Annotated in this window: 12 protein-coding genes; 3 read left to right on the top strand and 9 right to left on the bottom strand. The window is 72.5% G+C overall.

Features of this window, described 5'->3' with window-relative positions:
* Positions 1 to 32: 32 nt before the first annotated feature.
* Entirely contained in the window at positions 33 to 1,841 is a 1,809-nt protein-coding gene (locus ACWCV3_RS25385) for an ABC transporter permease/substrate binding protein (RefSeq protein ID WP_451228465.1), read from the bottom strand.
* Entirely contained in the window at positions 1,834 to 2,916 is a 1,083-nt protein-coding gene (locus tag ACWCV3_RS25380; protein ID WP_451228462.1) for a quaternary amine ABC transporter ATP-binding protein, read from the bottom strand. Before ACWCV3_RS25380 ends, ACWCV3_RS25385 begins: the two co-directional genes overlap by 8 nt.
* 185 nt (positions 2,917 to 3,101) lie before the next feature.
* On the opposite strand from ACWCV3_RS25380, the gene ACWCV3_RS25375 reads away from it, so the two are divergent.
* Both ACWCV3_RS25375 and ACWCV3_RS25370 read left to right on the top strand, forming a co-directional pair.
* Positions 3,102 to 4,022, top strand: coding sequence for a 5'-3' exonuclease (locus ACWCV3_RS25375; protein WP_451228460.1), 921 nt, complete (start codon positions 3,102 to 3,104; stop codon positions 4,020 to 4,022).
* Positions 4,023 to 4,137: 115 nt separating this feature from the next.
* A complete protein-coding gene (locus tag ACWCV3_RS25370) occupies positions 4,138 to 4,980 on the top strand; it encodes a siderophore-interacting protein (RefSeq protein ID WP_451228457.1) in 843 nt (280 codons plus the stop codon).
* Between the two features lie 9 nt (positions 4,981 to 4,989).
* Here the strand turns inward: ACWCV3_RS25370 and ACWCV3_RS25365 are convergent, their stop codons facing one another.
* Positions 4,990 to 5,571 carry a GNAT family N-acetyltransferase gene (locus ACWCV3_RS25365; protein WP_451228454.1) on the bottom strand — a complete coding sequence of 194 codons (582 nt, stop codon included), beginning with the start codon at positions 5,569 to 5,571 and terminating at the stop codon, positions 4,990 to 4,992.
* 69 nt (positions 5,572 to 5,640) lie between these two features.
* Here ACWCV3_RS25365 and ACWCV3_RS25360 point away from each other — a divergent pair, with 69 nt between their 5' ends.
* Positions 5,641 to 6,594, top strand: coding sequence for a pseudouridine synthase (locus ACWCV3_RS25360; RefSeq protein WP_451228451.1), 954 nt, complete (start codon positions 5,641 to 5,643; stop codon positions 6,592 to 6,594).
* 9 nt (positions 6,595 to 6,603) lie between these two features.
* Here ACWCV3_RS25360 and ACWCV3_RS25355 read toward each other — a convergent pair whose 3' ends face one another.
* The 6 genes from ACWCV3_RS25355 to ACWCV3_RS25330 all read right to left on the bottom strand — a co-directional run bounded on the left by ACWCV3_RS25355 (position 6,604) and on the right by ACWCV3_RS25330 (position 14,355).
* The gene (locus tag ACWCV3_RS25355) at positions 6,604 to 8,103 is read right to left on the bottom strand and encodes a cytochrome P450 (protein ID WP_451228448.1); all 1,500 of its coding nucleotides are present in this window, start codon (positions 8,101 to 8,103) and stop codon (positions 6,604 to 6,606) included.
* A gap of 44 nt (positions 8,104 to 8,147) precedes the next feature.
* On the bottom strand, positions 8,148 to 8,777 hold the full coding sequence (locus ACWCV3_RS25350; RefSeq protein WP_451228445.1) for a GTP-binding protein: 630 nt from the start codon (positions 8,775 to 8,777) through the stop codon (positions 8,148 to 8,150).
* Complete coding sequence (locus tag ACWCV3_RS25345) at positions 8,758 to 9,168, bottom strand: DUF742 domain-containing protein (RefSeq protein WP_451228442.1); 411 nt, start codon at positions 9,166 to 9,168, stop codon at positions 8,758 to 8,760. The genes ACWCV3_RS25350 and ACWCV3_RS25345 overlap by 20 nt, the downstream gene beginning before the upstream one ends.
* Positions 9,165 to 9,572: a roadblock/LC7 domain-containing protein gene (locus tag ACWCV3_RS25340; protein WP_030812755.1), complete on the bottom strand. Its 408-nt coding sequence runs from the start codon at positions 9,570 to 9,572 to the stop codon at positions 9,165 to 9,167. Before ACWCV3_RS25340 ends, ACWCV3_RS25345 begins: the two co-directional genes overlap by 4 nt.
* The gene (locus tag ACWCV3_RS25335) at positions 9,569 to 11,203 is read right to left on the bottom strand and encodes an ATP-binding protein (protein ID WP_451228439.1); all 1,635 of its coding nucleotides are present in this window, start codon (positions 11,201 to 11,203) and stop codon (positions 9,569 to 9,571) included. Before ACWCV3_RS25335 ends, ACWCV3_RS25340 begins: the two co-directional genes overlap by 4 nt.
* Positions 11,204 to 11,502: 299 nt before the next feature.
* On the bottom strand, positions 11,503 to 14,355 hold the full coding sequence (locus ACWCV3_RS25330) for a DEAD/DEAH box helicase (RefSeq protein ID WP_451228436.1): 2,853 nt from the start codon (positions 14,353 to 14,355) through the stop codon (positions 11,503 to 11,505).
* Positions 14,356 to 14,357: the final 2 nt, after the last annotated feature.

Raw genomic sequence — 14,357 nt, 5'->3', positions numbered from 1 at the left:
GGCGGACGCGGTGGCCGCGTCCGCCCCTCACCTCATCCGGCCGCTTCCTTCCCGGCCGCGCCGGCCGGTGCCCAGGTGTCGGCCAGCTTCGGGTTGTCCTCGAGCCAGGCGCGCACGGCGTCCTGCTCCTTGCCCTTGCCGGCCTTCTGGATGCGGGCCTCCAGGCCGGTGAGCTGCTTCTCGGTCATCGAGAAGTCCTTCAGCCACTTGGCGACCTCGGGGTTGTCCTCGCTGAACCCCTTGCGGGCGAGGGTGTGCACCGCGTCGCCCTTGCCCCAGGCGCCGGCCGGGTCCTTGAGCTTCTTCAGCCCGTAGTCGCTGTAGGCCCAGTGCGGGGACCACAGGGTGACGACGACGGGCTGCTTCCTGGCGTAGGCCCGCTTCAGCTCCGTCAGCATGGCCGGGGTGGAGCCGTCGACGACCTGGTAGTCGCCCTTGAGGCCGTACTGGTCGAGCACCTTGTCCTTGAGCAGGCCCATCATGCCGGCGCTGGGCTCGATGCCGATGATCCGGCCGTCGAACTCGGCGGCGTGGTCCTTCAGGTCGGCCAGGGAGTCCACGTCCTTCACGTAGGACGGGACGGTCAGCTCCAGGGAGGTGGAGCCGTACCAGTTGCCCAGGTCCTCCATCCGGTCGCCGTACTTCTTCCAGTACTCGGCGTGCGTGGTGGGCAGCCAGGAGTCGGTCTCGAAGTCCAGGCGGCCGGTGGCGAGGCCGGTGTAGAGGGGGCCGGCCGCGTACTGGGTGACGCTGACCTTGAAGCCGCGCCGCTCCAGCAGCTCCTTCCAGAGGAAGGTGGAGGCGGTGCCCTCGTCCCACGGGATGTAGCCGAGCTTGATCTCCTTGCCCCGGCCGATGTCCGTACCGGACGCGGTGGACCTGGTGGCGCCGGGCCCGAAGACCCCGAGGCCGCCCGCGACCAGCGCGAGCACGACCACCGCGACGACGGCGACGGCCGGGCGCGGCCGGTACGACCAGGCGGTGGGCCGGGCCTTGGCGGCGGCGCGGCGGCCCAGCGGCGAGAGACGGGTGCCGAGGGCGCCGGTCACCCGGTCGAGGTAGATGGCGAGGACGACGATGCCGACGCCCGCCTCGAAGCCGTAGCCGATGTCGAGCTGGCCGATGGCCTCGTTGACCGCCCCGCCGAGGCCGCCGGTGCCGACCATGCCCGCGATGACGACCATGGACAGGCCGAGCATGATGACCTGGTTGACGCCCGCCATGATGGTGGGCAGGGCGAGCGGGAGCTGCACGCGCCACAGGGTGTCGCGGGGGGTGGTGCCGAACGCCTCGGCGGCTTCGACCAGTTCGGCGTCGACCTGGCGGATGCCCAGCTCGGTCATGCGGACGCCGGGGGCGAGCGCGAAGATCAGCGTGGCGACGACGCCGGCGGCGGTGCCGAGCCCGAAGAAGAGCATGGCCGGGATCAGCAGCACCATCGACGGCATGGTCTGGAGCAGGTCCAGCGCGGGGCGCAGGGTGGCGCTCACCGCGCGGGAGCGGGCGGCCCAGATGCCGAGGGGGATCGAGATGACCAGCGCGATGATGGTGGCGACCAGCACCAGCGAGAGCGTGGACATGGCCCGTTCCCACAGGTCGAGCGAGTCCACCAGGGCGAATCCGGCGAAGGCGAGGACGCCGGCGAGCAGTCCGCGCAGCCACCAGGCGAGGACCGCGAGGATGCCGGCGAGGAGCAGGGGCTGCGGGGCGGTGAGGACGGCGTCGATGCCGTCGTACATGCCCTCCAGGACGGCGCGGACGGCGTCGAAGAGCCAGGAGAGGTGGCCGACCAGCCAGTCGACCCCGGAGTCGACCCAGTCGCCGAGCGGAAGCCTAGGCACGGGCGGTCACCTTCCTCTCGTCGCGGGGGTGGTCGCAGGCGATCGGGGCTCCCTGCTCGTCCCCGAGGAAGCCGACCAGGCGGCTTTCGGGCACGACTCCGACCAGGGTGCGGCCGGCGTCGAGGACGGCGACCGGGTGGCTCAGGCGGGCGCTGATCGCGCACAGTTCGGTGAACGGTGTGCCGGGCGTCGCGGTCTCGCAGGCGCAGTCGGCCTCGTCGCCGCGCACGTCGGTGTCCATGACGGCGGACGCGGTGAGCACGCGGGAGCGGTCGACGTCCTGGATGAAGGAGGCGACGTAGTCGTCCGCGGGGCGCAGCAGGATGTCCTCGGCGGTGCCGGTCTGCACGATGCGGCCGTCGCGCATGACGGCGATGCGGTCGCCCAGGCGCATGGCCTCGTTGAGGTCGTGGGTGATGAAGACGATGGTCTTGTGCAGCGTCTTCTGCAGTTCGAGGAGCTGGTCCTGCATGTCGCGGCGGATCAGCGGGTCCAGCGCGCTGAAGGACTCGTCCATCAGCAGCAGGTCGGCGTCGGTGGCGAGCGCTCGGGCGAGGCCCACGCGCTGCTGCATGCCGCCGGAGAGTTCGTCCGGCCAGGAGTCCTCCCAGCCGGCCAGCCCGCACAGGGCGAGCGCCTCGTCGGCGCGGCGTTCGCGCTCGGCGCGGGGCACGCCCTGCACGGCCAGGCCGTAGGCGGCGTTGTCACGGACGCTGCGGTGCGGGAAGAGTGCGAAGTGCTGGAACACCATGCTGATCTTGTTGGCCCGGACCTCGCGCAGCTCGCGGTCCCCGAGGGCGGTGAGGTCCTGCCCGTCGAAGCGGACGCGGCCCGCGGTGGGGGTGAGCAGGCCGTTGAGCGTGCGCAGCAGGGTGGACTTGCCCGAGCCGGACAGGCCCATGACAACGAATATCTCCCCCGGCGCGACGGCGAAGGAGGCGTCGATGACGGCGGCGGTGCTGCCCTCCGCGCGCAGCTCGTCGCGGTCGGCGCCTTGTTCGAGCCGTTCCACGGCCTGGTCCGGTCGTCTGCCGAACACCTTGTAGAGATGTTCCGCTTCGATTCTCGCGGTCATGCATGTCCCTCGGCTAGGCGGCAATGGGCAGGAGCGAGGGATGGTTGTCACCTGGTAAGCGATTGCCTCGTTCCGGCGCGCGGCGCCTGCCCGGGCGTATTTGCGCCAAACGCCGAAGTGGCCCAGGTCACGCCAGGGGCCCGGCGTGCGGGCCCGCTGTCGGTGCGGTGCGGCATGATGCGAGCGTGACCGGACGACTGATGCTTCTCGACACCGCCTCGCTGTACTTCCGCGCCTACTTCGGTGTGCCGGACTCGGTCAGGGCGCCGGACGGCACCCCGGTGAACGCGGTGCGCGGACTGCTGGACTTCATCGACCGCCTGGTCAAGGACCACCGCCCGGACAGGCTGGTGGCCTGCATGGACGCCGACTGGCGCCCGCAGTGGCGGGTCGACCTGATCCCCTCCTACAAGGCGCACCGGGTGGCCGAGGAGCACGAGGGCGCACCGGACGCCGAGGAGGTCCCGGACACCCTCTCCCCGCAGGTCCCGGTGATCGAGGAGGTGCTGGACGCGCTCGGCATCGCCCGCGTGGGGGTGGCCGGATACGAGGCGGACGACGTGATCGGCACGTTCACCGCCCGCGCCGACGGCCCGGTCGACATCGTCACCGGAGACCGTGACCTTTACCAGCTGGTCGACGACGCCCGCGGCGTCCGTGTCCTGTATCCGCTCAAGGGCGTCGGCACCCTCCAGCTCACCGACGAGGCATGGCTGCGCGAGAAGTACGGCGTGGACGGCCGGGGCTACGCGGACCTGGCGCTGCTGCGCGGCGACCCGAGCGACGGCCTGCCGGGCGTGCCCGGTGTCGGGGAGAAGACGGCGGCCAAGCTGCTCGCCGAGTTCGGGGACCTGGCCGGGATCGTCGCCGCCGTGGACGACCCCGGGGCGAAGCTGACTCCCGCTCAGCGCAAGCGGCTGACCGAGGCGGCCCCCTATCTCGCCGTCGCCCCGAAGGTCGTCCGGGTCGCCGACGACGTCCCGCTGCCCGGCGTGGACACGGCGCTGCCGCATACCCCGCGCGACCCCGCCGCACTGGACGCGCTCGCGGCCCGCTGGGGCCTGGGCGGTTCCCTTCAGCGGCTGCTGACGACACTGGGGGCGTGAGTACGGCTCCCTGCGCAGGGGAAGTTTCCGGGCGGGGGGAATCCCCCGGCACCGGGGGGACACCGGCGCGAAGTGCTAACTTAGGTAAACCTGATCAAGGCAGCAGGAGGCCGTCATGGCAGAGCGTCCGGGGCGCAAGCCGCGCAAGCTCCGTTCCGCCCAGGTGGTACGCACCGAGCGGCTGACCCCGCACGTCCAGCGGATCGTGCTCGGCGGCGCCGGACTGGCCGACTTCGCGGCCGACACGTGGACCGACCACTACGTGAAGCTGCTCTTCGCCCCGGTGGACGGGATGACCTACCCGGAGCCGTTCGACCTGGAGCGGATCCAGGCCGAACTCCCCCGCGAGCAGTGGCCGGTGACCCGTACGTACACCGTGCGCGCCTGGAACGCCGGGCAGCGGGAGATGACCCTCGACTTCGTCATCCACGGCGACGAGGGCCTCGCCGGTCCCTGGGCCGTCCGGGCCCGCCCCGGCGACACCGTGCGCTTCTTCGGCCCCGGCGGCGCCTACACCCCCGACACGACGGCCGACTGGCACCTGTTCGCCGGGGACGAGAGCGCGCTGCCCGCCATCGCCCGCGCCCTGGAGACCCTGCCGCCGGGCACGCCGGCGCACGCCTTCGTGGAGGTGGCCGGCCCAGGGGAGGAGCAGAAGATCGACTCCGAGGTCGAGGTCGTCTGGCTGCACCGCGGGGACCGCCCGGTCGGCGAGGCCCTGCTGGAGGCCGTAGGGGCCCTGGAGTTCCCCGGAGGCCGCCCGCACGCGTTCGTGCACGGCGAGGCGTCCTTCGTGAAGGAACTGCGCCGGATGCTGCGGGTCGAGGCGCGGATCCCCCGCGAGGACCTGTCGATCTCCGGCTACTGGCGCCTGGGCCACGACGAGGACGGCTGGCAGGCCGGCAAGCGGGAGTGGAACGCGCGCATCGAGGCCGAGCAGGAGAACGCGGCCGCCTGAACGCCCGGCTCACTCGCCCCTGAGCCGGGCGTGCAGGTGCATGTCGTGCCAGCCGTCGGGGTGCAGCAGCGCCCGGCGCCGGGTGCCCTCCAGCTCGAATCCCGCCCTGGTGGCGACCCGGCAGGACGCCGCGTTGGCGGTGGCGTGCATCAGCTCCAGCCGGTTGAAGCCGATCTCGCCGAACGACCAGCGCGTCAGAGCCTCCGTGGCATGTCCGGCCACGCCCTGCCCGCGCGCCGACGCCAGGGTCCAGTACGCCACCTCGGCGACGCCGTCCCGCAGCCGGATCTCCCGCAGGGCGGCCCGGCCGCGCAGCTCACCGGTGTCCGCCCGGACCACGGCCCAGTGGGCGTCGCACTCGCGCGCCCACTGTCCGTGCCAGTCCTCGATCCAGCCGGCGGCCTCCTCGGGGGAGTCGCAGGACTTGGCGTGCCACTGGTTGAGCGTCGGGTCCTGGAAGGCGGCGTGGACGGCGGGCGCGTCCTCGGCCCGCCAAGGGCGCAGGCGCAGCCCGGCACCGGCCGGGATCTCCGGCTGCGGCCGGTGGGAGAGGGTTCCTCCGGGCAGCACCGGGCTGGTCAGACAGGGCATGCCCGCATCCTGCCAAGTGCCGGGGGCGGACCGGCTGGATCGGGCCACCCCCGTAACCTGGGACACCTGATGAGACGCCGTACGCAGCCTCCGCCCGCCCCGCTCCCCCAGCGCCGGGGTGTCGACCCTGTGCGGGTGCGGCTGCCCGTGGACGGGTCGTGGGCCACGGTGCGCGAGCATCTGGTGGCGCGGATGACGGGCGCCGGGCCGGGCACGGTGGAGGCGATGTTCGACGCCGGGGCGGTGGTGGACGCCGGCGGGCTGCCGGTGGCGCCGGACGCGCCGTACCGGCCGGGGATGTTCGTGTGGTTCCACCGCGAGCTGCCGCCGGAGGTGCCGGTGCCGTTCCCGGTCGAGGTGGTGTACCGGGACGAGCACATCGTCGTCGCCGACAAGCCGCACTTCCTGGCCACCACCCCGCGCGGCTCCCATGTCTCCGAGACCCTGCTCGCCCGCCTCCGCCACGATCTCGGCCTGCCCGCACTGGGCGCGGCGCACCGGCTGGACCGGCTGACCGCCGGACTGGTGCTGTTCACCGTGCGCCCCGGCGAACGCGGCGCCTACCAGGGCCTGTTCCGCGAGCGCCGGATGCACAAGGAGTACGAGGCGGTGGCCCGGCACGACCCGGCGCTGGAGCTGCCCCGGACCGTGCGCAGCCGGATCCTGAAGGAGCGCGGCGTGCTGGCCGCGCGGGAGGTGACGGGCGAGCCCAACGCGGTGACGCGGGTGGAGATCACCGGACTCCGCGAACGGGACGGGCTGGCCCGCTACCGCCTGCTGCCCGCCACCGGCCAGACCCACCAGCTCCGGGTGCACCTCAACTCGCTCGGCGTCCCCATCCTCGGCGACCCCCTCTACCCGGAGGTGGCCCCGGCCACCTCACCCGGCGACTTCCGCCGCCCGCTCCAGCTGCTGGCCCGCAAGCTGGAGTTCACCGACCCGCTGACCGGCCTCCGGCACAGCTTCGTCAGTGGCCGCACCCTCCGGGCGTGGACCTCGCCCGGGGAGTGGGCGGGCATCTGATCGCCGGGGCTACTCCCCCAGCAGCCACCGCCACACGCGCTGCCAGCGGCTCGGCGGCGCGCTCTTGGACGGCGCGGGCCGGAACCCGGCCGGACCGGCGGGCGGCACCGGCTCCTGGTGCTCCACGGGTTCCTCGGCCTTGTCCTCCGCCCACGCGCGCGGCCGGGGCACCGGTTGCTCCGCCCGGTGCGGGTGGAGGGAGGACATGCTGGGCGCCCGGTTGACGTCCTGCTGCGGCTTGGGCTCGAACAGCACCGGCAGCGACACCAGATGCCGGGACGCGATGGAGGACCGCCAGCGCAGGTCCTCCTCGGCGCACTCCAGCCGGATGTCCGGCAGCCGGGTCAGCAGGGCCTCCACCCCGATGTCGGCGATGGCCCGCCCGATGTCCTGGCCGGGGCATTCGTGCGGGCCTCCGCCGAAGGCGAGGTGGGACCGGTTGCCCTTCATGTGCGCCCTCGGGTCGGGCCGTACGCGCGGGTCGACGTTGCCCGGCGCGGGCGCGAACAGCAGCCCGTCGCCGCGCCGGATGCGCTGCCCGCCCAGCTCGGTGTCCTGCTTGGCGTAGTAGCCGAGGACGGTGCTGAACGGCGGCTCGTCCCACAGCGACTGCTCGATCGCCTCCGGCACCGTCATCTGACCGCCGTTGAGCCGGGCGCGGAACCCCGGCTCGGTCAGCACCATGCGCAGCGCGTTGGCCAGCAGGTTGGCGGTGGTCTCGTACGCGGCGAACAGCAGCAGCCGCAGATGCTCGCGGACCTCGTCGTCGCTGAGCCCCACCGGGTGCGTGACGAGGTGGCTGGTGACGTCGTCCTCGGGGCGGCCCCGGCGCCGGGCGGTGAGCCGGCTGAGTGCCTCCATCACGTACGTGTGGCTTTGGATGGCGGTCTCGGTGCCCCCCAGCGCGTCGCGCGCCGCCTGCACCATGCGGTCGTCGAACTCCTCGGGCATCCCGAGGATCTCGCACATCACGGCCATCGGCAGGTGCTCGGCGAACTGCGAGACCAGATCGGCCCGGCCGCGCCCGCAGAAGCGGTTGACGAGTTCCTGGGTGGAGCTGTTGATGGAGCGGCGCAGGCCCCGGTGGTCGATGGTGCCCATGGCGGCGGTGACGGCCGCGCGCAGCCTCTGGTGCTCGTCGCCCTCGGCGTGCGCGCAGATCGGCTGCCGGGCGATGTGCGGCATCAGCGGATGGTCGGGCTTGACCATGCCTTCCAGCAGGGGGGTCCAGCCCCGGCTGTCGCGGGTGTACTGCGAGGGGCTGCGCACCATGTGCAGGTTCTCGGCGTGCCCGAGGACCACCCACATGGGCACGTCGTCGTGGAGGAGGACGGGGGCGACCGGACCGTGCTTCTCGCGCAGCCGCTCGTAGAGGTCGTCGAGGTCGACCGCGTCCGGGCCGTACAGCCGGTGCAGGCCGCCGGGGCCGGTGCCGTGCGCGGGGCAGCCCGGCGGCGGGCCGGACGCGGTGTCGGGGGTGCCTGCCGGGGTCTGGGATTCGGGCGTCACAGTGGTCGCTTTCGGGAAACGGCTGGTGGGGTTCGCGCGCCCGCTCAGGTCAGGGCGCCGGACCGGGCGAGGGAGTGCAGGAAGTGCATCAGCGTCAGCAGGGTGTCCCGGCTGGAGGCGCGGCGGCGCACGTCGCACTCGACGATCGGGATCTCGGGGGCCAGGTCGAGCGCGCCGCGCAGTTCCTCGACGGGGTGACGGGGCGCGTCCGGGAAGGAGTTGACGGCGACGATGAAGGGCACGCCGCGTTCCTCGAGGCGGCCCATGACGTCGAAGCTGACGTCCAGGCGGCGGGTGTCGACCAGGACGACCGCGCCGAGCGCGCCTTCGAAGAGGCGGTTCCACAGGAACCAGAACCGTTCCTGGCCGGGGGTGCCGAAGAGGTAGAGCACCAGTTCTCCGGTGATGCTGATGCGGCCGAAGTCCATGGCCACGGTGGTGGCCGTCTTGGTCTCGGAGCCGTAGTCGTCGTCGATGCCGATACCGGCCTGGGTCATGGTCTCCTCGGTGGTCAGCGGTCTGATCTCGCTGACCGAGCCGACCATGGTGGTCTTGCCGACGCCGAAGCCGCCCACGATCACGATCTTCACCGCCGCCTGGGCGGTCTGCGGGAGCCGCTCCTCGGTGCGCGGGCCGGGGATCGGAGGGACGGCGTCAGAGGCGTTGAAGTCCATGCATCACCGCTTCGAGGAGGGTCCGGTCGGGGAGCGCCTGGCGGACGATCGGGGCGCGGGCCTGCACCAGGTCGGCGCCGATCAGTTCGGTGATCAGCGCGGTCATCGCGCTGAAGGGCAGGTCGAGGTAGGCCGAGAGTTCGGCCACGGACAGGGGCGCCGAGCACAGCCGCAGCACGGCCGCCTGTTCGGGGGTGCCGGACGGCGGGGGCACCGAGCGCGCCACGATGAGGGTCACCAGGTCGAGTTGGGCCCGGCCGCCCTCGTGCAGTCCGGTGACGGCGTACAGCCGCTCGGGGCTCCCGGCGTCCGCCTCCTCGGCCGCGTCCGGGGCGGCCGGCGGCGGGGAGGGCGCCTCCTGCGGCGGGCGCCGTTCGCGGCGCGCGGTCATACGGCCTGCCCGCCGCGCCGGGGCGGAGAAGTGAGGTGGGCACCGATCCGGACGACGAGGTCGCGCATCATCCCGCCCATCCGGCCGGGCTCGCAGACCACGTCGGCGAGGACGGCGAGGTAGGCGTTGTCGCCGGCGGCCATCAGGTAGAAGTAGCCTCCGTCGATCTCGATGACGACGAGCTTCATCTCCCCGCTGCTGCCCGGCAGTTCCTGGGCGACGGCCCCGGCCAGGCTCTGCACGCCGGCACAGGCGGCGGCCACCCGGTCGGCGGCGTCGGGATCGCCGCCGTAGCGGGCGATGCGCAGGCCGTCCGAGGAGAGCACCACGATCATCTCGATGCCGGGCACGCCGTCGTGCAGCTGCTTGAGCATCCAGTCGAAGTTGGCACGCTGCTGGATCACTTGGGCTCCCCCTCGTCGCCGGCGCCGGTGTCGGCCGAGTCGTCGATCAGATGCAGGTAGGCGGTCGGGTTCCGGGTGAAGTCGGTCGGGTGGGCGCCTTCGTTGCCCTTCTTCATGCCGTCCCAGAAGGCGTCGACCCACATGCCCGGTTCGCGGTCGAGAAGCTTCTGCCGCTCGGGGTCGGCCGGGGGCCCGGGCTCCGGTTCGGGCCGGGACCACACGGTGGGGCGTCCCTCGCGCTCGGCCTGCTCGATGGCGGCCTGTTCGGCGAAGCGCCGGCTGAGCGGGACGGTCACCCGGCTGCGGCGCTGCGGCAGACCGTTCGCCGTCCGCTCGGTGACCGTGGGGGCCTGGTCCTCCACGGCCTGGGCGGGGACGCGCGGTGCGGTGGGGCGGCGGCGCTTGGGCGGGCGCTTGGGGCCCTCCAGCGCGCCGAGCTCGGGCATCGGTACGGCGGTGGCGCCGATGCCGTGCGCGGCGCCGACGCCGGGTTCGGTGGTGAGCATGTCGCGGGGGACGACGAGGATGGCGCGGACGCCGCCGTAGGCGGAGGCGCGCAGCGAGACGTCCATGCCGAAGGCGTTGCAGAGCCGGCCGACCACGGCGAGGCCGAGGCGGGGGCTGTCGCCGAGGTTGTGCGCGTCGTCGTCGGCGCGGGCGTCCAGGATCATCTGCTCGACGCGGGCCCGGCCCTCCTCGCTGAGACTGACCCCGGCGTCCTCGATCTCGATGGCGAGGCCGGTCTGCACCTCGAAGGCGGTGACGTGCACCTTGGTCGAGGGCGGCGAGTAGCGGGTGGCGTTGTCGAACAGCTCGGCGGCCGCGTGGATGACCGGCTCGACCGAGGTGCCCTTGATGTTGATGTTGACGATCGAGGCGAGGTTGATCCGCGGGAACTCGAGGATGCGGGACATCGCGCCCCGCAGCACGCTGTAGAGCGAGACGGGCACCGGCCACTGACGGCCCGGACGGCCGCCGCCCAGCACCGAGATGGAGTCGGCGAGGCGCCCGATCAGCGCGGTGCCGTGGTCGACGCGCAGCAGGTCGTCGAAGACCTCGGCGTTGCGGCCGTGGTCCTCCTCCATCTCCCGCAGCTCCTTGGCCTGCTGGTGGACGATGGCCTGCACGCGCCGGGCGGTGGTGACGAACGCCCGCTGGGTGGCGTCCCGCATGTTGATCTCGTGCTCGGCACCGCGCAGCGCCACGCGCAGCAGCTCGCGCTGCGAGGGCGGGAGGTGACGCAGCTCGGGGTCCTCGTCGACGACGTGGCGCAGGACGTCCCGCAGTCGCTCGCCCCCGCGCAGCCGGGCCAGCGCCAGCGGCAGCACCTCGGAGCCGAGGCGGACGATCTCCGCGTCGTGGGCGGCGATGCGGTGCTCCAGATACGCGGTGCGCCGGGCGTTCTCGGCCTCGACGGACCGCAGTTGACGGCCACGCCGCACCACCTCGCTCGCGGTGGCGAGCAGCAGCAGCGTGGCCACCAGCCCGCAGCAGGCGACGGTGATCCGGGCGGAGTCCGGCACCAGGAACACGGCGGCGGCGGTCACCGCGGCCATCACCAGGGCGGGCGGCAACAACACCTGCGCGTAGGGACGTTCGCGGACACCGGGAGGTTTCTGAACACTCACCATGGATGCCTTCTGGGAAGAACGGTATATAGGGGAACAGGCGCCCGAATCCATCTCAACCGGGTCCGCCGCGGGCGAGCCTATTCCGACCGGGACACCCCCGTGTCATATTCGGCAAGCACCTGAAATCCCCCGGGCAACAGGAGTACCGTCACTCCTATTTACACAGCGGGCATCCATTCGAACACGCTTGGTAGCGGCCGGCGGGCATGCGAAAAGGGCCGGCGGGGCCGGCCCTTCCCGGGGTCGCGGGGGGGGCCGCGCTCAGCGGCCGCAGCCCACCCGCCACCCGTGCGAAGACCTCACCCCACGGACGAGTAGGCGACCACTCCCCGCAGCAACTGGTCGACAGCCCTGCGTGCGTTCCTGGCGATCGTCGAGCCGTCCGTGGGAGCAGCCGCGGCCACCTGCCCGAGAACGTCGATCACCTGCTTGGTCCACCGTACGAAGTCCCCCGCGGGCATCTCCGCCTCGCGCAGCACCTCGTCGAGCCCCCTGCCCGAGGCCCACTGGTGGGCGATCCACGCGAACCCGAGGTCCGGCTCCCGCTGCCCCACCCCTTCCGTCTGGCTGATCCGGAAGTCCTCCTCCAGCGCGTCCAGCCGCCCCCAGATCCGCACCATCTCCCCTAGCGCGGCCTGGGCCGGGCCGGAAGGGAGCTTGGGCGTCATCGCGTCGTCACTGACCCGCGCCTCGTACACCAACGCCGAGGCGCAGGCGGCGAGTTCGGCGGGGCTGAGTCCTTCCCAGACGCCCTCGCGCAGACATTCGCTGGCCAGCAGGTCCAACTCGCCGTAGAGCCGGGCCAGCCGCTTGCCGTTGGCCGTGACCTCGTCGCCCCGCAGGTAGTCCAGCTCGGTCAGCAGGGCCACGATCCGGTCGAAGGTGCGCGCGATGGTGTTGGTGCGGCCCTCGATACGGCGCTCCAGCTGGGAGGTGTCGCGCCGGAGCCGGTGGTAGCGCTCGGCCCAGCGGGCGTGGTCCTCGCGGTCGTCGCAGCCGTGGCAGGGGTGCGCGCGGATCGCGGTGCGCAGCCGGGCGATCTCCCGGTCGTCGGCGGCCTGCGAACGCTTCTTGCGGGCACGCTCCGGCGGGATGTGCCCGGCCTTGGTGCGCAGGGCGGAGGCGAGGTCCCGGCGGGACTGCGGGGAGCGGGCGTTGAACGTCTTGGGGATGCGCATCCGGTCCAGCGCCTCCACCGGGACGGGGAAGTCCATGGACGCCAGCCGCTTGACCTGCCGTTCGGCGGTGAGCACCAGCGGGCGGGGCCCGTCATGGTGGTCGAAGCCCCGGGGGCCGCCGGTCCGCCCGGCGGGCAGACCGGGGTCGAGCACGAGCGCGAGGCCCGCGTACTTGCCGGTGGGCACGTGGATGATGTCGCCCGGCTTGAGCTTCTCCAGGGCGACGGCCGCTTCGGCACGCCGCTGGCTGGCGCCCTGCCGGGCCAGCTCGTTCTCCCGGTCCTTGAGTTCGCGGCGCAGCCGCGCGTACTCGTCGAAGTCGCCGAGGTGGCAGGTCATGGAGCCCTTGTAGCCCTCCAGGCCCTCCTCGTTGCGCTGCACCTGCCGGGAGATCCCGACGACCGACTTGTCGGCCTGGAACTGCGCGAACGACGTCTCCAGCAGCTCGCGCGAGCGGTGCCGCCCGAACTGCTCGACCAGGTTGACCGCCATGTTGTACGACGGCTTGAAGCTGGAGCGCAGCGGATAGGTGCGGGTGCCCGCGAGTCCGGCGAGGTGCTCGGGGCTCATCCCCCGCTGCCACAGCACCACGGCGTGGCCCTCGACGTCGATCCCCCGGCGCCCTGCCCGGCCGGTGAGCTGGGTGTACTCACCGGGGGTGATGTCGGCGTGCTGTTCGCCGTTCCACTTGACGAGCTTCTCCAGCACCACCGAACGGGCGGGCATGTTGATGCCGAGCGCCAGGGTCTCGGTGGCGAACACGGCCTTGACCAGCCCGCGTACGAACAGTTCCTCCACGACCTCCTTGAAGGTCGGCAGCATGCCGGCGTGGTGGGCGGCGATGCCGCGCTCCAGGCCCTCCAGCCATTCGTAGTAGCCGAGGACGTGCAGGTCCTCGGGCGGGATGTTCGCGGTGCGCTCCTCGACCAGGGCGCGGACCTGTTCCCGCTCCTCCTCGTCGTTGAGGCGCAGGCCCGCGTACAGGCACTGCTGGACCGCCGCCTCGCAGGCGGCGCGGCTGAAGATGAAGGTGATGGCGGGCAGCAGGCCCTCGGCGTCCAGGCGCTCGATGACCTCGGGGCGGCCCGGCGTCCAGGCGCGCTGACGCTGCCGGCGCTCCCGCTCCCGGTCGGCCTCGCGCATGGCGCGTCCACGCCTGCGGTCCTGGTAGGAGGGCCGGGTGGCCTCCATGCGGGCGAGCCGGGCGAGGTCGGGGTTGACGGCCTTCTTGCTGCCCTCGCCCTCCTCGAACAGGTCGTACATCCGCCGCCCGGCGAGCACGTGCTGGAACAGCGGTACGGGCCGGTGCTCGGAGACGATCACCTCGGTGTCGCCGCGCACGGTGTCCAGCCAGTCGCCGAACTCCTCGGCGTTGGACACGGTGGCCGACAGCGACACCAGGGTCACCGACTCGGGCAGGTGGATGATCACCTCTTCCCAGACGGCGCCCCGGAAGCGGTCGGAGAGGTAGTGCACCTCGTCCATGACGACGTAGCCGAGGCCCAGGAGGGTCTGGGACCCCGCGTACAGCATGTTCCGCAGCACCTCGGTCGTCATCACGACGATCGGGGCGTCGGAGTTCACGCTGTTGTCACCGGTGAGGAGGCCGACCTTGCCGGCTCCGTAGCGGCGGCACAGGTCGGCGTACTTCTGGTTCGACAGTGCCTTGATGGGGGTCGTGTAGAAACACTTCTTGCCCTGCCGCAGGGCCAGGTGGACGGCGAACTCGCCCACGATCGTCTTGCCCGAGCCGGTGGGGGCGGCCACCAGCACGCCCTTGCCCCCCTCGAGTGCGGAGCAGGCTTCCACCTGGAAGTCGTCGAGGCCGAAGTCGTACATCTCGCGGAAACCCGCGAGCGCGGTGGCCTGCTCGGCGGCCCGCACTCGGGACGCCGCGTACCGCTCGGCCGGTGAGAGGTCCTCTGTCATCGTGCTTTCGAGCGTACCGGCCCGCACCGACAACAGGACGATCATTA

It is taken from the genome of Streptomyces sp. NPDC001781 (assembly GCF_053596035.1).
The sequence above is the reverse complement of the archived record's forward strand: the minus strand, read 5'-3'. Positions and strand labels throughout refer to the sequence as shown.